Genomic DNA, 21,552 nt, shown 5'->3' on the forward strand with positions numbered 1-21,552 from the left:
GGCCGCCGCCGAGGTGCCGGGCAACCGCGGCGGCGCGGTCTCGGTCGTGTCGGCGTTCCGTTTCGCGGGCGGCGCGGTGGCACCGCTGATCTGGTTGCCGCTCTACCCGGCCGGCCACTCCTCGGCCGTCCTCGCCTTCACGCTGGCCGGCGTCGTGGCGCTGCTCGGCGCGGCGGCCGCCCTGACCCTCCGCCGAACCCGCCACCCGGCTCCCGAACCGGCCTGAAAGCCGGCCGGCGCCTCGCCGCGCCCGGCCAGCGCGTCGCCGCTTCGGTCAGTGCCTCGCTGCTTCGGTCAGTGCGTCGCCGCTCGGGGCAGCGCGGCCGCTCGGCTCAGCGCGGCCGCTCGGCTCAGCGCGGCCGCTCGGCTCAGCGCGGCGCCGGGGCGAAGGTCTCCACGTGGGTGATCGCCGCGTCGAGGGCGTTGCGCAGCGGGTCGGGGCGGCGCAGCGTCTGGGTCAGCAGCAGGCCGCCCTGCATCGCGGTCACCAACACGAGGGCCAGCTGCTCCGGGTCGGCGTCGGCGCGCAGGTCGCCGCGCTCGCGCATCGCCGTCAGGCCGGCGCGGAACAGCTCGAGAAGCCGTTCGAAGCCGTCGGCCAGGCCGGCCCGGATGTCCGGGTCGGACTCGACCAGCTGCCCGGCCAGCGAGCCGAACATGCAGCCGCCCACGTAGGCCAGCTGCTCCTGCCGCTCCAGGAGCAGTCGTGCCCACTCCCGCAGTGAGGCGAAGCTGTCGAGCCCGCCGACCACGGGCAGCCGGTGGTTGTCGAGGTTGGCCTGGGCCTGCCAGGCGACCACGTCGGCGATCAGGTGGTGCTTGTCGTGGAAGTAGTGCGTCATCTGGGAGCCGCTGACCCCGGCCGCCTTGCGCACGTCGTCGATCTGGGTGCCGGCCACGCCGTTGCGCAGGATCAGGTCGGCCGCCGCCTGGAGGATCCGCTCCCGCGTGGCCTGGCCTTTGCGGGTCAGCCGGGTCGTCGTACTCACGGGCCCAGATTAGCCGCCGCAAGATTGGGTTGACAGTCCCAGAATCCCTGCTAGTTTTTGGGTCAGCGATCCCAAAACAACGAGGAGACTCGAAATGGCTGTTCTCATCACCGGCGCGCTCACCGGCATCGGCCGGGCCACCGCCGTGGCGTACGCCCGGGGTGGCGCCGACGTCGTCGTGTCGGGCCGGCACCCCGAGGCCGGCGAACTGCTGGTCAAGAAGCTGAACGAGCTGGGCGGCCGGGCCGAGTTCTTCCGGGCCGACGTGCGCTCCGACGACGACCTGCGCGACCTGGCCGACTTCACCGTCGAGCGCTTCGGCCGCCTCGACGTGGCGTTCAACAACGCCGGCACCGAAGGGGTCACCGGCCCGGTCACCGGCGTCACCGACGAGACGTACGCCGGGGTCTTCGACACCAACGTCCGCGGCACGCTGCTCAGCCTCAAGCACGAGTTCCGGGTCATGAAGGAGACCGGCGGCGGCAGCATCGTCAACGTCAGCTCGACGTACGGGCTGATGGGCTTCCCCGACTCGTCGCTCTACGTCGGCAGCAAGCACGCCATCATCGGCATCACCAAGGGCGTCGCGCTCGAGGGCGCGCCGTTCGGCATCCGGGTCAACGCGGTCGCGCCCGGCTTCACCCAGACCGCGATGTACGAGCGGGTCACCGGCGCCGACGAGGTCCGCGCCGCGGTCACCTCGGTCGTGCCGATGCGCCGGGCCGGCACTCCCGAGGAGATCGCGGACGCGGTGCGGTTCCTCGGGTCCGACCAGGCCCGCTACATCACCGGCCAGGTCCTCACCCTGGACGGCGGCCTGATGGCCGGGTGGCCGCTCTTCGCCGCCTGACCCTCAGATCCAGGCGGCGATATCGGCGATCACCGCGGGGTCCACGTGCTGCGCCGGCTCGTACCCGGCCGGCGTGGACGGGCCCTCACCGGAGAAGAACAGGTGGTCGTCGGCGTCGTAGACGCGGAACGTGACGTCGGACCGGCCGGCCAGGGCGGCCTGCCAGCGGGACAGGTCGTCGGCCACGGTGACCTGGTAGTCGCGGGCGCCCTGCAGGATCAGCATCGGCCGGCCGAGCTTCGCCGCCTCGGCGGCCGGGTCGTAGTCGCGCAGGTCGAGCCAGTAGGACGCGGGCACGCCGAACGGCAGGCCGGACGCCGGTGTGGAGGCCGACAGGGCCGGGCTGTCCACCGCCTGCGCCTGCCGGGTGACCGTCTCGATGAGCGGCTCGGCCGCCGCGGCCGTGGCCGGGTCGAGGGACGCGAGGTAGCGGAACTGACGGACCGCCGCCCACTGCAGCGGCTGGGCGCCACCGGCGAGGATGACCAGCCCGGCGACGGCCGGTTCGGCCGCCGCGACCCGCGGGGCGAGCGTGCCGCCCTCGCTGTGGCCGAGGACGAACACCCGGGCGGGGTCGACGGACGGGTGCCCGCGGAGCAGCTCGACGGCGGCGACGGCGTGGTCGACGTACTCGCCCTGGACCGTGAAGTCGGGATCTCCGGCGACCAGGCCGGGGTGGGCGTAGGTGACCTTGTCGTACCGCAGGGTCGCGACGCCGCGGCCGGCCAGACCCCACGCGATGTCCTTGAACGGCTTGTTGCGGCCGATCGTCTCGTCGCGGTCGTGCGCCCCCGAACCGCTGAGCATGACCACCGCCGGGTGGGGGCCGGGGCCGGCGGGCAGGGTCACGACGCCGGTGACGGCGAGCGGACCCGATCCGACCGTCACCTCGCGCTCCTGAAGCGCCGAGGGATCGGCGTAGGCGGGCGGCTGCCACGGCTGCGTGGGCTGCGCGGCGTCGGCGGCGGCGATCTGGAGCGAGATCACCCAGGCCGGGCCGGCGACCGAGGCGAGGATCGTCACCGCGCCGCGTTCGAAGGTCACCGGCACCCGCAGGAGCGTGGCGTCATTGGCCCCGGCCGGCTCGCTGACCGGCGTGCCGACACTGCGGACGGCGCCGTGCCGGCCGATCTCGGCCTCCCAGGCGGCCCGCAGCGACTCCGGGGTCACGAGCGGGCGGAGGTTGGGCGCGAACATCTCGCGTATGTCGTCGAACCGGCCGGCCCGCAGCAGGTCGACCAGCTTGGTTCCGATTTCGGTGGACTGGTCAGGCATCATCGCTTCCTCGATTCTCGGTTCGGGCGCCCGGTCGGCTCCGGGCCCTCGTCGGCGCCGGTCGGCCCGACGTCGGCCTCGCCGCCCGCCCGCGCCGGCCCCTCGTCGGCCTCGCCCCCGGGCCGCGCCGCGTCCGCCTCGTCGCCGGGGAGGAGCACGGTTGCCACGATGCGGCGCCGGCGGCCCGGGCGGGGCTGGTTGGCGAGGGCCGGCTGGAACACGCGCATGAGGTCACCCAGCAGCGCCGCGAACTCGTCGTCGTCGAGCCACAGGCCGCCGAGCCGGAAGCTCACCTGGTCGCGGATCGGGTCGACGTCGTCGCGGGCCAGGTAGCGGTCGACGTCGCCGAGCAGACCGGCCACGAACGCCATGAACGCCTGCCGCATGTCGTCGACGCTCATGGCCGCGATCTGGTCGGCGCTGATCTTCGCGGCACTGGCCCGCAGCACGTATGTGCGCTCGACCGCGCCCCGGACCGCCTCCTGGTGGACGACCTCCAGGACGCCGGCGTCGACCAGGCGGGCGACGTGCCGGTAGAGCGTGGCCGGGGGCACGTCGGTGAGCTCGGCGGCCAGCGTGCCGGTGGTGAGCGCCCGGTCGCCGAGGAACGCCTGCACGATCCTCAGCCGGACGGGGTGCAGGAGGAGGTCCGCCGACGCCATGGAAGCACCGTAGCAGACCATTATCGTTCGCGATAACTTTATCCACACTGATATTGGTTGACTTTGCAGTGCAAAGCGGCGTAACTTTGCGGCACAAAGTCGAGAAACGGGAGGCAATCATGAGCGCCTTCGACCCTCGCGAGGCCGCCGACCTGCTGGACAGCATCGAGCGTGACGCCCGCCGCCGCTTCGACCCGCGTCCGCCGCTGGTCGGCCTGTTCTCGGCCGTGGTGGTGCTCGCCATCTACGGCACACTCTGGCTCTCCGTGCGCGACCAGCATCCCTATGTCGGGCCCACCGACACCGCGACCGCCTGGGCCTACACCATCCTCGCGGCCTCGGTCGTGGTGAGCATGTCGACCTATCGCCGGGCCACCCACGGCATCACCGGCCGCTCCCGCCGTGAGGACGCCATCTCCGGGCTGGTGATCGGCGTCCCGTGGGCCGCGGTCTACGTCTTCAACGCGGCCCTGCAGGCCAACGGCGCCGGCGACAACATCGTCCACGGCGTGTTCGACGCGGCCGGCCCCTGGGTCGTCGTCGGCGCGGCGGTGGCCGGGGTCGCCGCCGGTCGCGGCCAGCGGGGCGGCATCGCGGTCGGCCTGGCCGCCGTCGTGATCGGCACGGTCGCCGCCTTCTTCGGCCCGGCCGGCGCCTGGGGCGTGCTCGGCGTGGCCGGTTGCGCCGGCCTTCTCATTCAGGCGGCCGCGCGCTTCGTGGCACTCCGGCTTGCATGACCGACGACCTCGACCCGGTCATCCACGCCCCGGTCCGCCTCCGGACGATGGTCACGCTGGCCGCCCTGCGCGACGGCGACTCCCTGTCCTTCCCGCGGCTCCAGCAGATCCTCGGTCTCACGCCGGGCAACCTGATCACCCACCTGCGCAAGCTCGAGGCGGCCGGCTACGTGCTCTCGTCGAAGACCGGAGCCGGCACCTCGGTCGCCCTCACCGCCACCGGCCGGAAGGCGCTGGACGAATACACAGCCGCCCTGCGCGCCATCCTCGACCGCATCTGATCAGGCCGCGCACGACGGGCGTCTACCGCGTCCAGCCGGGGTCGCGGCCGAGGTAGCGCAGCAGCGCGGCCGCCGCGTCGTCGCCCGGCCGCGCGGGCAGGGCGGGCGCGAACGCGAAGCCGCGGAGCGGGTCGGCGATGGTGGTGGCGGCCGGCATGAGCCGGGCGGCCAGGCTAGCCGTCAGCGGATCGGGCCGGCCGGTAGCGACGGCGATGTCCCAGGCGTGGACGGCGGCGTCGAGCGCGGCCGCGCCGAGGACGGTCGCGGCGGGCAGCGGGCCCAGCGGCAGCGGCGACGGGACCTCCGTCGCGTCGGGGCTGATGGTGGCGAACGCGGCCGTCACGCTGGTCAGCGCCGCCTCCAGGAAGTCGCGGGGGCCGGCCGGGCGGTCGGCGGACGGCGTGAACGGATTTTCGGCCGGCCCGCCGCTTCCGGTGAGCGCGGCGGTGTAGGCGAGCTGGTCGCCGGCCGCGTGGCGCAGCACCTGGGCGACGTTCCACTGCTCGCAGGGGGTGGGCGACTTCCACGCGTCCTCGTCGACTCCGGCGACGACGGTCCGCAGCATCTCGTGTGCCTCGTGCAGCATGGCTCCGCCTTTCGGAACGGAACACAATGTTCCGTTCCAGAGCCGAGCCTAACGGAATACTCTGTTCCGTTCAAGCTAAGATCTCGTCATGACTGGGCTGAGCGGCCGGAAAGCCGAGGCGGCGCGCAACGACGGCGCGATCCTCGACGCGGCCCGGACGGTGTTCATCCGCACCCCCGAGGCGCCGATGTCCGCGGTCGCCGCCGAGGCCGGAGTCGGGGTCGGGGCGCTCTATCGGCGCTACGCCGGCAAGGAGCAGCTGCTGCAGACCCTCTGCGCCGACGGGCTCCGCCGGTTCGCCGGGGTCGCCGAGGCGGCGCTGGCCGAGACCGGCGACCCGTGGGCGGCGTTCGCCGGTTACGTGCGCGGCATCGTCGAATCCGACGTGCACGCGCTGACCGTGCGCCTGGCCGGCACCTTCACGCCGACCGCCGAGCTGCACGAGCTGGCCGCGCGGGCGGGAGCGCTCGGCGACGAGGTCTTCCGGCGGGCCCGGGACGCCGGTGCGCTGCGCCCCGACTTCGAGGCGGCCGACGTCCCGATGCTGTTCGAGCAGATCACCGCGATCCGGCTCGGCGACCCCGCCCGCACGGCCGCGCTGCGGGGCCGCTATCTGACACTGCTGCTCGACGCCGTCCGCGCCACCGCCGCGACCGGCGCCCTGCCGTCCACGCCGCCCACCTCCGCCGAACTGGCCGCCCGCTGGCGACCCGCTGCCACCGAAAACTAGGCGGCAAACCCGGCAGCTGACCAAGCGGCCGGTCCGCGCGGAAGAGCGAGAGACAAGAAGGCGGCCGGCCACCCGACGCGGGAACGCCACCGAGCGGCCCGGTCCCGCGGAACGCGCGACGGCAACCGGGGGCGGGCGAACGGCTCAACGGGCGGCGACTGAGCCGGCCGGGCTGCCGCACCAGCGGGTCAGGGCCGCCCGCAGGCCGGACTCGTCGGACGCGGGGCCGGACCACGCGGCGTACCCGTCCGGGCGTACGAGAAGAACTTCATCGGCGGCGGAAGCCGCGGCAGCCCGGGTGAGCCGGTCGGACCAGGCGCCCAGGTCGAGTGAAGGGGTGCCGACCAGGAGGAAGCGCCCGTCGCGGAGGGCCTCGTAGAGGCGGCGGCCGTCGGCCAGGGGCCGGTCGGGCACCCGGGTGACCGGTCCGTAGTCGATGCCGATGCCGGAGACCGTCCGTGTCCCGCGGTGCCGGACCGCGGGAACCGCCAGCGCGAGCCGGGCCGCCGTCGTGCGCAACGCCTGCTGCATCGCCGAGCGGACCACCGCCAGGCGCACGAGCGCGCCCGAGGTGCGCAGCACGAGACGGCCCACCGGGTAGCGCTCGGACTCGTAGGTGTCGAGCACGTCGGCCTGGCCGCGGACCGCCAGGGCCAGCTTCCAGCCCAGGTTGGCCGCGTCCTGGATGCCGGTGTTCATGCCCATGCCGCCGGCCGGCGAGTGGCAGTGGGCGGCGTCGCCGGCCAGGAAGACCCGGCCCACTCGGTAGTGGGGGGCCTGGCGTTCGTCGGAGTGGAAGCGGGACATCCAGCGCGGGTCGTGCAGGCCGAAGTCGGTGCCGTTGACCCGGCGCACGGTGTCGCGGATGGCGGACAGGGAGACCGGGTCGGTGTCGGGGCGGTCGTCGCCGTTCCAGGCGAAGACCCGGTACCATCCGTCGCCGAACGGGGCGATGAAGGCGAAGGCGCCGGCGGCCGCGTTGACGGTCAGGACCGACGGCGGCGGCTCGGTGAACCGCACGTCGGCCAGCATGAGCGAGCGGACCACGGACTTGCCGGGGAAGGGCAGGCCGAGCGACTGCCGGACGGCGCTGTGCACGCCGTCGGCGCCGACCAGGTAACGGGCCCGCAGCGTCCGGCCGTCGGCGAGGTGGGCGGTGACGCCGTCGCCGTCCTGGGTGATCTTGGAAAGCTCGGCGCCCGGCGTGACCACCACGCCGTCGCGGGAGGCGAGCGCGCGCTCGGTCTGATATTGCGGCGTGATCAGCACATAGGGAAAGCGGGTCGGGAGCCCGGACAGGTCGAGGTCGGCCTGGCCGAAGAGCCTCACCCCTTCGACCCGCTGCCCGGTGGCGATGAGCGGGTCGGCGACGCCGCGGGCGTCGAGCTCTTCCAACGTACGCGCGTGCACCGCGAACGCCCGCGTCATGTTCGGCGTGTCCGCGCGGCGTTCCAGCAGCAGGTAGCGGATGCCGGCCCGGGCGAGGTCGCCGGCGAGCGTCAAGCCGGTGGGTCCGGCCCCGACGATCAGAACATCGGTGTCCATGTCGATCTCCTTTGCCAACGGTTGTTTGCCAACACCTGTTGACGTTAGGCCGGTCGAGGGATTGACGTCAACGTGTGTTGGCCTACAGTTGTTGGCATGGATCTTGAGGTACCGGCTCGGCGCTCCGATCGGACAAAGGCCGCCATTCTCGCGGCGGCGCGGGAGCGTTTCGCCGCCGACGGGTACGCGAAGGCCACCATCCGCGCGATCGCCGCCCAGGCCGGGATCGACCCGTCGATGGTCATGCGCTATTACGGATCCAAGGAGAAACTGCTCGCGGCGGCGGCGTCGTTCGAGCTCGAACTGCCCGACCTGACCGCGGTCCCGCCCTCGTCGTGGGGCCGGCTGGTCGCCCACCATCTGGTCGAGCGCTGGGAGCGGAACGACACCCTGATCGCCCTGCTCCGGGTGGCCACGACCCAGGACTTCGCGGCCGAGCGGATGCGCACCATCTTCGCCGGCCAGGTCGCGCCGCTGGTCGCCCAGATCGAGTCCGACCCCGCGCTCGCCTCGCAACGGGCCGGGATGCTGTCGACCCAGATGCTCGGCCTCGCCCTCACCCGCTACGTCCTCGAGTTGCCGCCTGTGGTCGCATTGACGCCGGACGAACTCGCGGGGTGGCTGTCGCCGGTACTGCAGCACTACCTGACCGGTAAGGTTTCACCGCCTGCGGCGGACAGCAAGGAGTGACGATGAGTGCCGAGACACCGGCCATCCCGGCCGAGGTCGAGGAAGAGGGCAACAAGATCGCCACCGAGCGGCTTGTCTTCTTCTCCGACGCCGTGATCGCGATCGCGATCACGCTGCTGGCCCTGGAGCTGCCGGTCCCCGACGGCGCGACCACGGCCAAGGCGTGGGAGAGCTTCCGCGGCGACTTCGGCGACTACCTGGCGTTCCTGATCAGTTTCATCGTGATCGCCAACGCCTGGTTCGCCCACCACTGGCTGTACCGCTACGTTCAGCGCGTCCACCGCCGGGTGGCCGGGATCAACATGGCCTGGCTGCTCACGATCGTGGTGACCCCGTTCGCCACCCGGGTCCTGGTCGGCGACGAGACCGCGTTCCCGATGGCCTTCACCCTCTACGCCGGCATCCAGGCGGCCTCGCAGCTCGCCTTCGTCGCCATCATCGTGACCATCCGCCGCGACCACCTCACCGCGGCCGAGGTGCCGCCCGGCACCTTCAACCGCGGCATCACCCGGTCGCTGGCGATGGCGATCGTCTTCCTGATCTCCATCCCGATCGCCTACCGCACCCACTGGGCGTTCGCCCTCTGGGCCTTGAACGGCTACTTCGGCCGGCTGATCGGGATGGGCCTCGCCCGGCGGAGGAAGGGCTAGAACCAGGCCGAGCGGTCGAAGCCGGCCGCCGCGTAGATCGCGTCGATGACGGCCATGTTGCCGACCGGGTCCTGGCCCTCGGTCGGCAGCGCGGTGCCGCTCGCCAGCCCGTCCAGCACCGCCGCGAGCTGGTGGTCATAGGTCGTGTTGCCGGCGACCGTCGACACGAACGGCACGCCGTCGAGTTCGAGGCGGATGCTGTGCCCGGCCGACGGGAAGACGATGTTGTCGACGGTCAGCGTGCCGTTGTCGCCGACCAGGACCAGGTCCGACTTCAGGGTCACGCCCTCGACCATGCTGGCCGACACCACCGCGGTCACGTCACCGGGGAAGACCAGCTCGGCCCGCATCGAGATGTCGGCCCCGGACGGATTCCGGTCGGCCGCGGCCGAGATCACCGCCGGCGTGCCGGGGAACAACGACCGCAGCCAGTGCACCGGATAGCAGCCCAGGTCCATCAGGGCTCCGCCACCGAGGTCCGGCTCATGCCGCAGGGTGCCCGGGAGGTACGGGTTGGAGCCGTCGAAGACCGCCGAGGCGCTGCGGATCGGGCCGAGAACCCCGTCGGCGACCACCTGGCGGATCCACGCGCTCAGCGGGTGGTAGTGGTCGTGGAACGCCTCGATGACCCGCTTGCCGGTGGACGACGCCGCCTCGATCACGCGCCGGGCCTCGGCCGCGTTCATGGTGAACGGCTTCTCGCACAGGACGTCCTTGCCCGCTTCCAGGGCCGCGATCGTCCATTGCGCGTGCATCGACGGCGGCAGCGCGTTGTAGATCAGGTCGAGAGACGGGTCGGCGAGCAGCTCCTCGTAACGGGAGTAGGCGGTGGGGATGCCGTGCCTCGACGCGTACTCCTGGGAAGCGGAACGGGAGGCAACCGCCGCGACCACCACGTCGTCGCGGCGGCGCACCGGCAGCAGGACGGCGGCGCCGGCGATGCCGGCGCCGCCCAGGAGGCCGATCTTCGTGGTCATCAGGAGCCCTTCGGTGGGTCGAGCCAGAGCGACGGCGACGGTACCAAGTCCTCCAGCTCGTCCCACAGCGACGGGGGAATCTTGAGGCGGGCCAGCTCGAGGGTCTCCGCGACGCGGGCCGGCGAGGAGAGGCCGACGACGGTGGAGTCGACGAACGGCGCCTTCAGCGAGAACTGCAGCGCGGCGGCGGCCAGCGGCACCCCGGCGTGGGCACAGGCGTTGCGCATTTTGACCGCCGCGGCGGCGATGCGGTCGTCGCGCTCGCCGTACGCGTACTTCTGCTGGGTTTCCGGTCCCTTGACCAGCATGCCGCCGCCGTAGGGGGCGGCGTTGAGCACCCCGATCCCCCGCGCGTGCGCCGCTTGGAAAAGGGACAGGGCCGACCGGTCGAGCAGCGTGTAGCGGTTGTGGGTGAGCACGACCTCGAAGACGCCGGTGTCGAGGTACTGCTGCATCAGAGCGACCGGGCCGCCGGCCACGCCGAGGTGCTCGGCGAGACCTTCGGCCTTGAGCGCGGCGAGCGTCTCGACCGGCCCGCCCGGCGCCGTCGCGTCGGAGAAACTGATCCGCTCGGGGTCGTGCAGGTGCAACAGCTGCACGCTCGGCAACCCCAGCCGCTCCAGGCTCTCCTCCAGGGATTTCCGCACCCGGGCGCCGGAGAAGTCCCCGGTGTGCGGATCGGGATCGACCTTGGTCGCCAGCACCGCCCCCCGCGGCAGCCCGCCCCGCCCCCGCAGTGCGAGCCCGATCCGCTTCTCGGCCGAACCGCCGGCGCCGTAGCCGTTGGAGGTGTCGATGAACGTGATCGTGCCGCTGTCGAGCACCGCGTTGACCGTGTCGACCGCACGCTGCTCGCTGACCGCATAGCCGTAGAGGCCGGGCATGCTGGCCAGCGGGCTGGTGCCCACGCAGAGCGGAGAGATGGCGAGACCGGTGGAACCGAGAGAGGTCATGACGCCAGCCTGACATCCGCCGGGGCACCGGCGGTGAAGATCTCACGGGCGGCGTGGTACGCCGCGACGATCCGGCTGAGCACGGCGTCGGTCGACGGGTCGGCCTGCACGAGCGACGGGTGGTCGCGCCGCCACGCGACCATCCGGGCCGCGGCCCGGTGGAAGGTCAGCCGGGGCGCGAAACCGGGCACGAACGTACGGATCTTGGTGGTGTCGAAGACGGCGCTGTGCCCGATGTCGCCGACCGTCTCCCCCGACCAGAACCAGTCCGGCGCGACGAGCGGAAACATCTCCGACGCGACGTGCACCAGCCGGGGCTGAACCCCGAACGCCGCCGCGACGATCGTGTAGATCTGATCCCACGTGTAGACGTCGGAGCCGGTGATGTTGAAGGTCTCGCCGAGCGCCCGCGGGTTGCCGAGCAGCCCGACCAGGCCCTGGGCGAAGTCCTCGGCGTGGGTGAGCGTCCAGAGCGAGGTGCCGTCGCCGTGCACCGGGATCTCCTCGCCGCGCAGCATCCGGTCGATCACGGTCCAGCCGCCGGGCAGCGGCGGGTTGGCGTCGTCGTAGGTGTGTGACGGCCGCACGATCGTGACATTCTCCTCGCGGGAAAGAGCCTGCTCAGCCTCCCACTTGGCCGTCGCGTAGGGCAGCGGCGGATTCGGGCCGGTCGGCGTCGACTCGACGATCGGGACCTGGCGCACCGGCTTGGCGAAGATCGAGGCGGAGCTGATGTGCACGTACTGCCGGGTGCGGGGCCCGAAGAAGGCCACCTTGCGCCGGGCGTCGGCCGCGTCGAACGAGAGGAAGTTGACGACAGCGTCGAACTCCCGGTCGCCCAGCGCCGCTTCGAGGGACGCCTCGTCGGCGACATCGGCGGTCAGCGACTCGACGTGGGCGGGCAGCTCACGGCCGCCTTCATTACGGCCCCGATTCAGTACGGTCGTCGACATGCCGGTTTCGGCCGTCAACCGGACGCAGGACGCGCTGATCGTGCCCGTGCCGCCGAGGTAGAGCACCCGCAGCGGCGCGGAGTCTTCGTGGAGCATGAAGTTTTCCCCTCAGAGCTTTCCGGCGTACCAGTCTTCGAAGCCGTTCTCGGTCAACGAGATCAGCACGTCCTCGGGCCGGATTCCCAGCGGCTCCAGGCGTTCGACCACGGCCTTGAAGAACTGCTGCTTGGTCGACACGGGATACATGTGGACCGCGACGACCCGGATGACCAGCAGGTTCCGCCGGTCGACGCCGTTGTAGCCGGGGTCGAACCTGAGCTCGCCGCCGTCGTGGGGCGAGAAGATCTGGAAGCGGTCGTCGGCCGGGATGCCCAGGGCCGCGATCTGCGCGTCGTGGATCGCGTCGCCGATCGCCTCGTGGTGCTTGTCGTACGTGTCCCGGGCGAGGTCCACCTGAATCAGCGGCATGAAAAGCCTTTCACTTGATGGCGCCGGCCGAGAGGCCGCGCTCGAAGAGGCGCTGCAGGCTGAGGTACGCGACGATCTCGGGGATCGCCGTGATCACCGCCGACGCCAGGATCTTGGTCTGGTCGTTGCTGAACTCGCCGACGAAGAACTGCGGGACGAGCGTGATCGTCTGGAGGTCCGGCGACTGCAGGAAGACCAGCGGCATCAGGTAGTCGTTCCAGGATGCGACCAGGGTGAAGATGAGCACCGCGGCGGCGATCGGCCGGGTCAGCGGGATGACCAGGTGGACGAAACCGCGGTACGAGTTGGCCCCGTCGACCCGGGCCGCCTCGAACAGTTCGTCCGGCAGGCTGTTGATGAAGTTGCGGGTCAGCAGCACCGCGAACGGCACCTGGAGCGCGGCCAGCGGCAGGATGACCGCCCAGTACGTGTCGTACAGGCCGAGCTTGGTGTCGGTCGCGAACAGCGGGGCCAGCAGCACCACCTCGGGCAGCGTGAGACAGGCCAGGAGCAGCCAGAAGTAGACCTCACGGAACCGGATGTGCAGCTTGGCGAAGCCGAACGCGGCCATCATGGTGACCACGTAGACCAGCACGATGACCGATGCCGACACGATGATGCTGTTGACGAAGAACCGCCCGAAGCCGGGCACCTGGAGCACCGCGACGAAGTTGTGCGCGCCCTGACCGGCGAACGCCCCCTTGACCATCACGATCAGCGGGAACAGGTACGGAATGATCAGGATCGTGGCGCCCAGCTGGAGCAGGATCTTCCCGGTACGCGTACGGATCTCGAACATCAGCGGCCCTTCCGTTCCCGGCCCGCGAGCTGCAGCACCAGCGCCATGATCAGCGCGACCACGAGCAGGATGATCGAGAGCGCGGCGCCGTAGCCGACGTGACTGAGCGGGATCGTCATGCGGTAGATGTAGGTGCCGAGGAACTCGGTGGCGTAGTTCGGGCCGCCGATCGTCACCAGGTAGGGCACGTCGAACGTCTTGAGTGCCCCGATCGCCCCGAGCATGGCCAGCGCGACCGTGGTGCCCCGCAGGTCCGGCCAGATGATGCTGACCAGGGTGCGGAGGTTGCCGGCCCCGTCCATCCGGGCCGCCTCGAGCACCGACGGGTCGATCTGGGTCATCGCCGCGTAGTAGAGGACGAACGTGACGCCGGTCCACTCCCAGATCGTGATGAACATGATCACCGGGAGCGCGGTGCTGGTCTGCCCGATCCACGGCTGGGCCAGGCTGCCCAGCCCGATGTGGTGGAGCACCGCGTTGAGCTCGCCGTCCGGGGCGAACATGTGCCGGAAGACCGGGGCCATGATGGCCGGGGCCAGCACCACCGGCACGAACACGATCACCTTGTAGATCGCGGCCAGCCGCAGCCGGGCGTGCAGGATGACCGCGAACACCAGGCCCAGGATCGTCTGGATCACGAACGTGACCACGAAGAAGATCACCGTGTGCCGGACCGCTTCCCAGAACACCGGGTCGTGGAAGATCCGGGTGTAGTTGTGCGCTCCGACGCTTTCCGGCCCCGGGCTGATGCCGTCCCAGTTGAGCGTCGAGATGTACCCCGTGTACCCGATCCCGTAGTAGATCAGCCCGACGGTGAGAACCAGGGCCGGCAGGATCCAGGGCAGACCCGGGGGCCGGCGGGGGCCCTTTCGGGCCGCGGCACGGGGGGCCCGCGCCGTTTCCCGGGTCAGCGTCTGCGTCATTTGAAGGTCACTCCCGCCGCCTCCGCGGCCTGCTGCAGGGTCTTGGTCGCGTCCTCGGGGCTGGCCTTACCGGTCGCCACACTCGTCGCTGTCGCGAGGATGCCGTCCTGTACGTCCGAGCTGAGCAGCGCCTCGCGCGGCTCGGTGATCGACCCCGCCTTGGTGATCAGCTGCTGGACCGGGTCCTTCTGGCTCGCCGCGTCGACGAGCGCGATCTGGTCGAAGTTCGGCGTCACGCCCTGCAGCGAGGGCAGGTCGTTGAGCTGGTCGGCGATCGACTGCTGACCCTCCTTGGAGGTGGCCATCCACTTCACGAACGTCTCGGCCGCCGCCTTGGCCTGCGTCTTGGTCGAGATGGCGAGGCCGAAGTCGGCGTCGCCGTACATCTCGCTGGTGTTGCCGGCGCCGGCCACGTCCGGGAACGCGACGGGGATGATCGGGAACGGCTTGGCGCCGCTGACCCCGGCCGCCGAGAGCGCGGCGGTCATCGCCTTGCCGGTGGCGTACTGGGTGTACCAGGTGCCCATCATGACCATGCCGTACTTGCCGGTCAGGAAGTCGTTGTTGGCGTCCGGGTACTGCTGGTAGCCCACCGCGCCGGACTGCATGATGCCGCTGTCGAACAGCTGCTTCCAGATCGAGAAGGTCTTCACGATGCCCGGGTCGGTCCATTTGGCCTCACCCTGCGAGACCTTGGTCCAGAGGCCGGGCTGCACCGAGTTGGCGATCGACTGCAGGGTGTCCTGGTCGAAGCCCTCCTGGGCCGCGCCCTGCACGAAGCAGCCGACCTTGTTCTGCTTGAGCACCGAGCACACGTGCTGCCACTCGGTGAGGTTGGTCGGCGGCTGCAGGTTGTACTTCTTGAAGATGTCGCCGTTGATCCACAGCATGCCGGCGTAGACCGAGCCGACCGACATCGCGGTGAGCTTGCCGTCGGCGCTCAGGCCGCTGATCCCGATCGGGGCGATCTTGGTCTTCCAGTCGGCGCCCAGGGCGGACGAGGCGAGCTGGGTCTGGTCCTCGGCGAACGACTTGAACTGGGTGACGTACGCACCGGGCTGCATGTCGAAGATGTCCGGGCCCTTGCCCGAGGCGAGCGCCGGGCGCAGCGCGGCGACCCAGTCCGAGATGTTGACCAGCTTGTAGTTGACCTTGATGTTCGGATACTGCTTGTTGAACGCGGCGATGTATCCGTTGGCGGTCGCGGTGTCGGTCGGCGTCCAGCCCCACCAGTTCACGGTGCCGGAGGTCGCGCTCGAGGCGTCCTTGGTGCTGCCGGATCCTCCCCCGCAGGCGGCCAGGCCGGTGACGGCCAGGGTGGCCGCCGCGACGGCGGCTAACGACTTCAACGGTTTCATCGGCTTCAGGCGAAAGAGCATGGAACTCTCTCCACTCTCGAGGACAGCAAGGGGGATATTTCGTGGTATTTCGGGCGGGGCGGAGATAGCTGGAGGCCGGCCAGGATTTCGGTAGGCCGGGACCGATAGGCGTGCGGAGCGCACGCGCCGCCGGTGATCGCCGCTTCGGACCACTGCCGCCCGACCTCGGCGGCTGCTCGCCTTCTTCGACGACCGCCTGAGCGGCCGGTGAAACCTGTGCCGACGACACTAGGTCGCGCGCAACTTGCGCGTCAAGGTTTCGTGATCTCGAAGAAATATTTCGTTACGCGGACTTCGACGACACCGGCGTGAGCGCCGCACTGCTCCCCCGCACGACCAGGGTCGTGTCGAGGTCGATCCGGCTGAACGCCAGCTCGGGCTCGTCGTTCAGCCGCATCACCAGGTGCACGGCCTGCTCGGCCATCGCCACCAGGGGCACGTGCACGGTGGTCAGCGGCGGGCCGGCCCACTGGGCGATGCTCAGGTCGTCGTAGCCCACGACCGACAGGTCACCGGGGATGGTCAGGCCGAACGAGCGGGCGGCCTCGTAGACGCCCAGGGCGTACAGGTCGCTGGACGCGAAGATCGCGGTCGGCCGGTCGTCGAGCGCGAGCAGCGCCCGGCCCTGCTCGAGGCCGTCGGCGTGATGGAACCGGCCGGGCCGGATCAGCGACGGGTCGTTGCCCAGGCCGGCCGACTCCAGCGCGGCCCGGTAGCCGGACAGCCGCGCGGTCGAGGCCAGCATGTCGGTCGGGCCGGTGATGATGCCGATGCGGGTGTGGCCGAGGTCGATCAGGTGCCGGGTGGCCTGGTAGCCGCCGTTCCAGTCGGCCGAGCCGATGGACGGCACGTCGGGCGCCGGGGTGCCGGCCGGGTCGATGACGACCAGCGGGATGTTGCGCGAGCGCAGCCGCTGCTTGTCGTCGGCCGAGAGGCGGCACGCGATCAGCACCACCCCGACCGGCTGGCGGCGCAGCACGTCGTCGACCCAGTGCGGATAGGGCGTGGCGCGCTCGGTCGCGCCGGTCAGCACCATGCCCAGCCGCCGCTGCCGGGCCGACTGCTCGATGCTGGCCAGCGCCTCGCTGCCGAACGGGCTGTCGACCTCGTAGCAGAGCACATCGAGAAGCGGCGCGACCTGGCGTTTCGGGTTGCGCTGCTGGTAGCGCTTGTCCTGCAGCAGGGCCTCGATGCGCGCGCGGGTCTCGTCCGAGACGCCGGCCCGGCCGTTGAGCACCTTGGAGACGGTCGACACCGAGACGTCGGCCTGGGAGGCGACCTCGGAAAGGGTCGCGCGGGAACGGGAGGCGTCCTCGGTGGGCATCGCATCACCCTATCTGTGCTGCCGCGTCCGTCCGATCCCTGTTGACCGGCCCTCGCGGCCAGACCTATGCTGCCGTTCCCCACGACACTTTCGCAATTAAGCGCGAAAAGTTTCTGGGCCGAAGCAGCCGCGCGAGAGGATAAGGGCATGGCTGACATGCAGCATCGAACCGGCGAGATCACCCTCACCGTCCTCGGACCCGACCGGCGACCGCTCACCGACCGCGTGGTCACCGTCGCCCAGCAGCGGCACGACTTCGCGTTCGGCAACATCGGCTTCGACTTCGTCGGCCTGGTCGGCGGCGAAGGCCCCAACGGCGTCTTCGGCGGCGACTCCCGCGCGAAGCTCGACGACCTGGCCGACGCCTGGCTGGGCCTGTTCAACACCGCGACCCTCCCCTTCTACTGGGGCGGCTACGAGCCGGAGCGCGGCAAGCCCGACGAGGGCCGCCTCAAAGCGACCGCGAAATGGCTCGCCGAAAAGGGCGTCACGGTCAAGGGGCACCCGCTGCTCTGGCACACGGTGCAACCGGACTGGCTGCTCGGCCTCGAGCTCGACGAGGTCGAGCGCCTGACCCGCGAGCGCATCCGCGACCTGGTCACCGGGTTCGCCGGCACGATCGACCTCTGGGACGCGATCAACGAGGCCGTGATCATGCCGGTGTTCGCCAACGGCGACAACGCGATCACGCCGCTGGCCTGGGACCGCGGCCGCATCGCGATGGTCCGGATGGCGTTCGAGGAGGCCCGCGAGGCCAACCCGGCGGCCACCCTGGTGCTCAACGACTTCGACCTCAGCTCGGCCTACGAGTGCCTGATCGAGGGCGTGCTGGAGGCCGGCATCCAGATCGACGCCATCGGCCTGCAGACCCACATGCACCAGGGCTACCGCGGCGAGGAATACATGGCCAAGATGCTCGACCGCTTCGCCCGCTACGGCCTGCCGCTGCACATGACCGAGACGACGCTGCTCTCCGGCCACCTCATGCCGCCCGAGATCCAGGACCTCAACGACTACCAGATCCCGTCCTGGCCCTCGACACCCGAGGGCGAAGAGCGGCAGGCGTCGGAGATCGTCCGGCACTACCGCTCACTCGTCGGCCATCCCGCGGTCCAGTCGATCAACTACTGGGGAATCACGGATGACGGTGCCTGGCTGGGCGCACCGGTCGGCTTCCTGCGAGCCGACGGCTCGCGCAAGCCCTCGTACGCCGCACTGGCCGACCTGATCAAGGGCGAGTGGTGGCTGCCCCCGACCCCGATGCGCACCGGACCCGCCGGCACCGTCACCGTTCGCGGCTTCTTCGGCGACTACGCGGCCGACGGCGAGGCGTTCACCCTCCGCCGCGGCCAGACCGAGGCGACGGTCATGCTCCCGGGCTGACCTCGGTCGCGGCCCAGCTCGCGATCAGGTTGAGCGCGTCCCGGTCCGGGGTGCCCGGCTCGGCGCTGTAGGCGTTGAGCCGCAGGCCCGGATCGGCGGTCAGCTCCATCGACTCGTAGGCCAGCGTCAGGTCGCCGACCAGCGGATGGTGCAGGCGCTTCACCCCGGCGCGGTGCTGGCGCACGTTGTGCGAGGCCCACCAGGTGCGGAACTGGTCGCTGCGCGTGGTGAGCTCACCGACCAGGTCGGTGAGCTCCCGATCGTACGGATGGCGCCCGGCCTCGCCCCGCAGGAGCGCGACGATGTCCTCGGCAATGCGTTCCCAGTCCCGGTAGAACTCGCGCGACGCCGGGTCGAGGAAGAGGGAGCGCGCCATGTTGGGGCGGCCGGTCGGGCTCCGGGTGATCGGCGCGAACACCGCCCGCCAGAGATGGTTGGAGGCGAGCACATCGAGCCGGCCGTTGCGCACATAGGCCGGCGCGTCGGTCATCGCGTCGAGCAGGTGCTGCACCTGGGGCCGGATCCGCGCGGCCGGTCCCCCGCGGGCGCGCCGGCCGTGGCTGGCCTGGCGGGCCAGGTCGTAGAGGTGGTCGCGCTCGGCCTCGTCGAGCCGCAGGGCCCGGGCCAGCGACTCGAGAACGCTGTCGGAGACCCCGGACAGGTTGCCGCGCTCGAGCCGGATGTAGTAGTCGACGCTGACCCCGGCCAGCATCGCCGCCTCCTCGCGGCGCAGCCCCGGCACCCGGCGGCTGCCCCCGAACGCCGGCAGCCCGGCCTCCTCCGGCTTGATCCGGGCCCGGCGCGTGGTCAGAAAGTCCCGGATCTCGGCGCGGTGGTCCATGCCCCGACGCTACTGCGCCCGGCCGCCGCCCCGGGAGGGCCTGCCAGTACCTCCCGGGGCCCGCCTTTTCCGTTGCGCGATCGATAGCCGGATGTGGTCGCGGAAGAAATGTGGAGCCGGTATGGTAGGTACATTGCGATGTAGCGTGGCCACATGACGTTTTCAACCGCACCTGCCGGCATCCTCGTCATTCACGGTGGCGCCGGCCTCGACGACCACGCCCGGGCTCAGGCCGCGCGGTGGGCTTCGCTGGGCTACGCGGTGCACGCGTGCGACATGTTCGACGACGGCGTGGCCGGCGACCGGCAGCGGGTGATAACCGAGTTGACCCGTTTGCGAGACGATCCGGTGCTACTGGCCCGGCGCGCGGGTGCCGGACTGTCCGTGCTGCGCTCCCACGCCGGCCCGGACGCGCCGCTGGCCGCCGTCGGCTACTGCTTCGGCGGTCTGGCCGCGCTGACCATGGCCCGCCAGGGTTCTCCGATCGCCGCCGCCGTGAGCATCCACGGCACCCTGAGCACCGTTTCGCCCGCCCGGCCCGGTTCGATCTCGGCCCGCCTGCTGGTCTGCCACGGCGCGTCCGACCCGCATGTACCGTTCTCGCAGGTCAGCGCGTTCTCAGACGAGATGGAGGCGGCCGGCGCGGACTGGCAGCTGCATATGTACGGCGGCGCCCAGCACGGCTTCACCCACACCCACGCCCGGCCCGGCGACGTTCCGGGCGTCGCCTACGACGCGGCCGCCGACCAGCGCTCCTTCGCGGCGGCCGCCGCCTTCCTGGCCGCCGCGTTCGCTCGCTGAATCAGCACAACTCCGCGACCATGGCGACCGGGCCGGCGATGTTCGCGTTTGCCCTGTTTGAACCGGTCCATGATCGGGCGGCCCGGCCGGATCCCTCAACCCGCCTGCCCACCGGCCGATGGTTTACTTGTCAGGTCGCATCCGTCGTCAGCCGGAGCAGCGCATGTCGAGCGGGTTCGACGCACCATCGGCCGGGAGCGCCACGCCCGCGCACCTCATCCGCCTCAGCCGGGATCGGCTCGCCGTGTCCGACCCCGAAGGCGCCCGCCAGCTCGCCACGGCCGCCGCCGGCGACCCGGCCGCCCGCGCGGAAGCCCTCTCGATCATCGCGATGTGCTGCCGCCTGCGCGACGAATACGTCGACGCGCTCGCCGCCGCCCAGGAGGCGGCCGAGCTGGCCCGGGCCGGCGCCGACCCGGCGACCGAGGGCCGCGCCCGCAGCGAGGTGGCGCGGGTGCTGCTGGCCATCGGCGAGACCTCCGAGGCGCTCGAGGAGAGCACGGCCGCCCTGACCCTGGCCGAGGCGGGCGGCGACCTGGAAGCGGTCATCCCGGTGCTGGCCACCGTCGCCAACGTCTACCTGGTGATGCAGCAGTTCGACCTGGTGGTGCAGCTGTGCGAGCGCGGCGCCGAGATGGCCCGGCTGGTCGGCGACGAACTGGCCCAGGGCGTCATGCTCGACACCGGGGCGTGCGCGGTGACCGCGCTCGCCTGGGCGGCCCGCGCGGGCGGCGACGAGCAGGGCGCCCAGGCGATCGCCCGGGACGCCGCCGAACGTTCCCGGGCCGCGATGCTGATCGGCCGCCGGCTCGGCCACCGGCGCAACGAGGCGGCCGCGGTGGCCAACCTCGCCGAGGAGCTCGCGTTCGCCGGGCAGGCCGACGAGGCCCTGCGCCTGCTCGACTCGTGGGAGATCGACCCGGCCCGCGACTCGACCTACACGATCACCCACCACCTCGACACGCGCGGGCAGATCCACCTCGCGCTCGCCCGGTACGACGAGGCGGTCACGGTCTTCGCCCGGGCACTGGAGCTGGCCGAGAGCAAAGGCGCGGCGCTGACCGCGGCCGAGCACCTGGCCGAGGCGTACGAGAAGAACGGCGACCTCGGCGCCGCGCTCGCCGCCCACAAGAGGTTCCATCAGCTCTACTGCCAGGTGGCGTCGGAGACGGCGCAGCGCAACGCCCGGGTGGCGGCCGTCCGGATGGAGACCGAGCTGGCCAAGGCCACCGCCGAACACGAACGGCTGCGCGCCGACGGCCTGCTGCGGATCAGCCTCGAAGACCCGCTGACCGGCCTGGCCAACCGCCGCCGCCTCGACGACGAGCTGGCCACCGGACCGGCCGGCCACACCATCGCGCTGATCGACGTGGACCACTTCAAACACGTCAACGACCAGCACTCGCACCAGGCCGGCGACGAGGTGCTGCGCAGGCTGGCGGCGCTGCTGCGCGCGGGCTGCCGCACCGGCGACATCGCGGCCCGCTACGGCGGCGAGGAGTTCGCCGTCCTGTTCCGCGACGTCACCGAGGCCGAGGCCATGGAGGCGGCGGAGCGCATCCGCCGCACGGTCGAGGAGTTCCCCTGGTCCACCCTCGCGGCCGGGCTGAAGGTCACGGTGAGCATCGGAGTGGCGTCCGGCCCGGACCTGCTCGCACTCGCCGACCTGCGCCTCTACCAGGCGAAAAACGCGGGCCGCAACCGCGTGATCGGCCTGCCCCCGCGCGGCCGGGCCGACCGCGCCGCCTGACCCCCG

Annotated in this window: 24 protein-coding genes; 10 read left to right on the forward strand and 14 right to left on the reverse strand. The window is 71.4% G+C overall.

The genetic code is table 11. The annotated features are described in order from the left end of the window. Positions 1 to 226, forward strand: a 226-nt coding sequence (locus AB0M88_RS43055; protein ID WP_364112217.1) for a hypothetical protein, incomplete at its 5' end; no start/stop codon positions are given. 142 nt (positions 227 to 368) lie between these two features. Here AB0M88_RS43055 and AB0M88_RS43060 read toward each other — a convergent pair. Next, entirely contained in the window at positions 369 to 989 is a 621-nt protein-coding gene (locus AB0M88_RS43060) for a TetR/AcrR family transcriptional regulator (protein ID WP_364112219.1), read from the reverse strand. A 94-nt stretch (positions 990 to 1,083) separates the two neighbouring features. Between AB0M88_RS43060 and AB0M88_RS43065 the strand changes: the two genes are divergently transcribed. Then, on the forward strand, positions 1,084 to 1,839 hold the full coding sequence (locus AB0M88_RS43065; RefSeq protein WP_364112221.1) for a glucose 1-dehydrogenase: 756 nt from the start codon (positions 1,084 to 1,086) through the stop codon (positions 1,837 to 1,839). Positions 1,840 to 1,842: 3 nt separating this feature from the next. Here AB0M88_RS43065 and AB0M88_RS43070 read toward each other — a convergent pair whose 3' ends face one another. After that, positions 1,843 to 3,117, reverse strand: a complete 1,275-nt coding sequence (locus tag AB0M88_RS43070; RefSeq protein ID WP_364112223.1) for an alpha/beta hydrolase — start codon at positions 3,115 to 3,117, stop codon at positions 1,843 to 1,845. Next, positions 3,114 to 3,776, reverse strand: coding sequence for a helix-turn-helix domain-containing protein (locus AB0M88_RS43075; RefSeq protein ID WP_364112225.1), 663 nt, complete (start codon positions 3,774 to 3,776; stop codon positions 3,114 to 3,116). Before AB0M88_RS43075 ends, AB0M88_RS43070 begins: the two co-directional genes overlap by 4 nt. Positions 3,777 to 3,895: 119 nt before the next feature. Between AB0M88_RS43075 and AB0M88_RS43080 the strand changes: the two genes are divergently transcribed. Both AB0M88_RS43080 and AB0M88_RS43085 read left to right on the forward strand, forming a co-directional pair. Further along, the gene (locus AB0M88_RS43080) at positions 3,896 to 4,513 is read left to right on the forward strand and encodes a hypothetical protein (RefSeq protein WP_364112227.1); all 618 of its coding nucleotides are present in this window, start codon (positions 3,896 to 3,898) and stop codon (positions 4,511 to 4,513) included. Next, complete coding sequence (locus tag AB0M88_RS43085; RefSeq protein WP_364112229.1) at positions 4,510 to 4,794, forward strand: transcriptional regulator; 285 nt, start codon at positions 4,510 to 4,512, stop codon at positions 4,792 to 4,794. Before AB0M88_RS43080 ends, AB0M88_RS43085 begins: the two co-directional genes overlap by 4 nt. Positions 4,795 to 4,816: 22 nt before the next feature. Here the strand turns inward: AB0M88_RS43085 and AB0M88_RS43090 are convergent, their stop codons facing one another. Continuing rightward, complete coding sequence (locus AB0M88_RS43090) at positions 4,817 to 5,380, reverse strand: TIGR03086 family metal-binding protein (protein WP_364112231.1); 564 nt, start codon at positions 5,378 to 5,380, stop codon at positions 4,817 to 4,819. A gap of 88 nt (positions 5,381 to 5,468) precedes the next feature. Here AB0M88_RS43090 and AB0M88_RS43095 point away from each other — a divergent pair, with 88 nt between their 5' ends. Then, on the forward strand, positions 5,469 to 6,110 hold the full coding sequence (locus AB0M88_RS43095) for a helix-turn-helix domain-containing protein (protein ID WP_364112233.1): 642 nt from the start codon (positions 5,469 to 5,471) through the stop codon (positions 6,108 to 6,110). Positions 6,111 to 6,254: 144 nt separating this feature from the next. On the opposite strand, the gene AB0M88_RS43100 is transcribed toward AB0M88_RS43095, so the two are convergent. Then, complete coding sequence (locus tag AB0M88_RS43100; RefSeq protein WP_364112235.1) at positions 6,255 to 7,655, reverse strand: FAD-dependent monooxygenase; 1,401 nt, start codon at positions 7,653 to 7,655, stop codon at positions 6,255 to 6,257. Between the two features lie 96 nt (positions 7,656 to 7,751). Here AB0M88_RS43100 and AB0M88_RS43105 point away from each other — a divergent pair, with 96 nt between their 5' ends. Both AB0M88_RS43105 and AB0M88_RS43110 read left to right on the forward strand, forming a co-directional pair. Then, positions 7,752 to 8,345: a TetR family transcriptional regulator gene (locus tag AB0M88_RS43105; protein WP_364112237.1), complete on the forward strand. Its 594-nt coding sequence runs from the start codon at positions 7,752 to 7,754 to the stop codon at positions 8,343 to 8,345. Between the two features lie 2 nt (positions 8,346 to 8,347). Continuing rightward, positions 8,348 to 8,995, forward strand: coding sequence for a TMEM175 family protein (locus tag AB0M88_RS43110; protein WP_364112239.1), 648 nt, complete (start codon positions 8,348 to 8,350; stop codon positions 8,993 to 8,995). Here the strand turns inward: AB0M88_RS43110 and AB0M88_RS43115 are convergent. The 8 genes from AB0M88_RS43115 to AB0M88_RS43150 form a co-directional block, all read right to left on the reverse strand. After that, on the reverse strand, positions 8,992 to 9,972 hold the full coding sequence (locus AB0M88_RS43115; RefSeq protein ID WP_364112241.1) for a Gfo/Idh/MocA family oxidoreductase: 981 nt from the start codon (positions 9,970 to 9,972) through the stop codon (positions 8,992 to 8,994). The two genes, AB0M88_RS43110 and AB0M88_RS43115, sit on opposite strands and share 4 nt — an antisense overlap. Next, positions 9,972 to 10,925, reverse strand: a complete 954-nt coding sequence (locus AB0M88_RS43120; protein WP_364112243.1) for an aldo/keto reductase — start codon at positions 10,923 to 10,925, stop codon at positions 9,972 to 9,974. The genes AB0M88_RS43115 and AB0M88_RS43120 overlap by 1 nt, the downstream gene beginning before the upstream one ends. Continuing rightward, positions 10,922 to 11,974: an NAD-dependent epimerase/dehydratase family protein gene (locus tag AB0M88_RS43125; RefSeq protein WP_364112245.1), complete on the reverse strand. Its 1,053-nt coding sequence runs from the start codon at positions 11,972 to 11,974 to the stop codon at positions 10,922 to 10,924. The genes AB0M88_RS43120 and AB0M88_RS43125 overlap by 4 nt, the downstream gene beginning before the upstream one ends. 12 nt (positions 11,975 to 11,986) lie before the next feature. After that, complete coding sequence (locus tag AB0M88_RS43130) at positions 11,987 to 12,346, reverse strand: tautomerase family protein (protein WP_364112247.1); 360 nt, start codon at positions 12,344 to 12,346, stop codon at positions 11,987 to 11,989. Between the two features lie 10 nt (positions 12,347 to 12,356). Beyond that, positions 12,357 to 13,145 (reverse strand): carbohydrate ABC transporter permease, encoded by a 789-nt coding sequence (locus AB0M88_RS43135; protein ID WP_364112249.1) that lies wholly within the window; start codon positions 13,143 to 13,145, stop codon positions 12,357 to 12,359. After that, positions 13,145 to 14,068, reverse strand: a complete 924-nt coding sequence (locus tag AB0M88_RS43140) for a sugar ABC transporter permease (protein WP_364112251.1) — start codon at positions 14,066 to 14,068, stop codon at positions 13,145 to 13,147. The genes AB0M88_RS43135 and AB0M88_RS43140 overlap by 1 nt, the downstream gene beginning before the upstream one ends. Further along, complete coding sequence (locus AB0M88_RS43145) at positions 14,065 to 15,426, reverse strand: ABC transporter substrate-binding protein (protein WP_364112253.1); 1,362 nt, start codon at positions 15,424 to 15,426, stop codon at positions 14,065 to 14,067. The genes AB0M88_RS43140 and AB0M88_RS43145 overlap by 4 nt, the downstream gene beginning before the upstream one ends. A gap of 304 nt (positions 15,427 to 15,730) precedes the next feature. Then, the gene (locus AB0M88_RS43150) at positions 15,731 to 16,771 is read right to left on the reverse strand and encodes a LacI family DNA-binding transcriptional regulator (RefSeq protein WP_364112255.1); all 1,041 of its coding nucleotides are present in this window, start codon (positions 16,769 to 16,771) and stop codon (positions 15,731 to 15,733) included. A 147-nt stretch (positions 16,772 to 16,918) separates the two neighbouring features. On the opposite strand from AB0M88_RS43150, the gene AB0M88_RS43155 reads away from it, so the two are divergent. Next, positions 16,919 to 18,154, forward strand: a complete 1,236-nt coding sequence (locus AB0M88_RS43155) for an endo-1,4-beta-xylanase (RefSeq protein WP_364112257.1) — start codon at positions 16,919 to 16,921, stop codon at positions 18,152 to 18,154. On the opposite strand, the gene AB0M88_RS43160 is transcribed toward AB0M88_RS43155, so the two are convergent. Beyond that, positions 18,138 to 18,995 (reverse strand): helix-turn-helix transcriptional regulator, encoded by an 858-nt coding sequence (locus AB0M88_RS43160; RefSeq protein ID WP_364112259.1) that lies wholly within the window; start codon positions 18,993 to 18,995, stop codon positions 18,138 to 18,140. The genes AB0M88_RS43155 and AB0M88_RS43160 overlap by 17 nt on opposite strands. A gap of 153 nt (positions 18,996 to 19,148) precedes the next feature. Here AB0M88_RS43160 and AB0M88_RS43165 point away from each other — a divergent pair, with 153 nt between their 5' ends. Together AB0M88_RS43165 and AB0M88_RS43170 are read left to right on the forward strand one after the other, a co-directional pair. Continuing rightward, positions 19,149 to 19,796 carry a dienelactone hydrolase family protein gene (locus tag AB0M88_RS43165; RefSeq protein WP_364112261.1) on the forward strand — a complete coding sequence of 216 codons (648 nt, stop codon included), beginning with the start codon at positions 19,149 to 19,151 and terminating at the stop codon, positions 19,794 to 19,796. A 163-nt stretch (positions 19,797 to 19,959) separates the two neighbouring features. Then, positions 19,960 to 21,546, forward strand: coding sequence for a GGDEF domain-containing protein (locus AB0M88_RS43170; RefSeq protein WP_364112263.1), 1,587 nt, complete (start codon positions 19,960 to 19,962; stop codon positions 21,544 to 21,546). Positions 21,547 to 21,552: the final 6 nt, after the last annotated feature.

It is taken from the genome of Actinoplanes sp. NPDC051411, from assembly GCF_040682075.1.
Taxonomy (GTDB): domain Bacteria; phylum Actinomycetota; class Actinomycetes; order Mycobacteriales; family Micromonosporaceae; genus Actinoplanes.

Coding starts and splice junctions, on each gene's coding strand:
- AB0M88_RS43065 (WP_364112221.1), top strand. CDS start 1,084: ATGGCTGTTCTCATCACCGGCGCGCTCACCGGCATCGGCCGGGCCACC.
- AB0M88_RS43070 (WP_364112223.1), bottom strand. CDS start 3,117: ATGATGCCTGACCAGTCCACCGAAATCGGAACCAAGCTGGTCGACCTG.
- AB0M88_RS43075 (WP_364112225.1), bottom strand. CDS start 3,776: ATGGCGTCGGCGGACCTCCTCCTGCACCCCGTCCGGCTGAGGATCGTG.
- AB0M88_RS43080 (WP_364112227.1), top strand. CDS start 3,896: ATGAGCGCCTTCGACCCTCGCGAGGCCGCCGACCTGCTGGACAGCATC.
- AB0M88_RS43085 (WP_364112229.1), top strand. CDS start 4,510: ATGACCGACGACCTCGACCCGGTCATCCACGCCCCGGTCCGCCTCCGG.
- AB0M88_RS43090 (WP_364112231.1), bottom strand. CDS start 5,380: ATGCTGCACGAGGCACACGAGATGCTGCGGACCGTCGTCGCCGGAGTC.
- AB0M88_RS43095 (WP_364112233.1), top strand. CDS start 5,469: ATGACTGGGCTGAGCGGCCGGAAAGCCGAGGCGGCGCGCAACGACGGC.
- AB0M88_RS43100 (WP_364112235.1), bottom strand. CDS start 7,655: ATGGACACCGATGTTCTGATCGTCGGGGCCGGACCCACCGGCTTGACG.
- AB0M88_RS43105 (WP_364112237.1), top strand. CDS start 7,752: ATGGATCTTGAGGTACCGGCTCGGCGCTCCGATCGGACAAAGGCCGCC.
- AB0M88_RS43110 (WP_364112239.1), top strand. CDS start 8,348: ATGAGTGCCGAGACACCGGCCATCCCGGCCGAGGTCGAGGAAGAGGGC.
- AB0M88_RS43115 (WP_364112241.1), bottom strand. CDS start 9,972: ATGACCACGAAGATCGGCCTCCTGGGCGGCGCCGGCATCGCCGGCGCC.
- AB0M88_RS43120 (WP_364112243.1), bottom strand. CDS start 10,925: ATGACCTCTCTCGGTTCCACCGGTCTCGCCATCTCTCCGCTCTGCGTG.
- AB0M88_RS43125 (WP_364112245.1), bottom strand. CDS start 11,974: ATGCTCCACGAAGACTCCGCGCCGCTGCGGGTGCTCTACCTCGGCGGC.
- AB0M88_RS43130 (WP_364112247.1), bottom strand. CDS start 12,346: ATGCCGCTGATTCAGGTGGACCTCGCCCGGGACACGTACGACAAGCAC.
- AB0M88_RS43135 (WP_364112249.1), bottom strand. CDS start 13,145: ATGTTCGAGATCCGTACGCGTACCGGGAAGATCCTGCTCCAGCTGGGC.
- AB0M88_RS43140 (WP_364112251.1), bottom strand. CDS start 14,068: ATGACGCAGACGCTGACCCGGGAAACGGCGCGGGCCCCCCGTGCCGCG.
- AB0M88_RS43145 (WP_364112253.1), bottom strand. CDS start 15,426: ATGAAACCGTTGAAGTCGTTAGCCGCCGTCGCGGCGGCCACCCTGGCC.
- AB0M88_RS43150 (WP_364112255.1), bottom strand. CDS start 16,771: ATGCCCACCGAGGACGCCTCCCGTTCCCGCGCGACCCTTTCCGAGGTC.
- AB0M88_RS43155 (WP_364112257.1), top strand. CDS start 16,919: ATGGCTGACATGCAGCATCGAACCGGCGAGATCACCCTCACCGTCCTC.
- AB0M88_RS43160 (WP_364112259.1), bottom strand. CDS start 18,995: ATGGACCACCGCGCCGAGATCCGGGACTTTCTGACCACGCGCCGGGCC.
- AB0M88_RS43165 (WP_364112261.1), top strand. CDS start 19,149: ATGACGTTTTCAACCGCACCTGCCGGCATCCTCGTCATTCACGGTGGC.
- AB0M88_RS43170 (WP_364112263.1), top strand. CDS start 19,960: ATGTCGAGCGGGTTCGACGCACCATCGGCCGGGAGCGCCACGCCCGCG.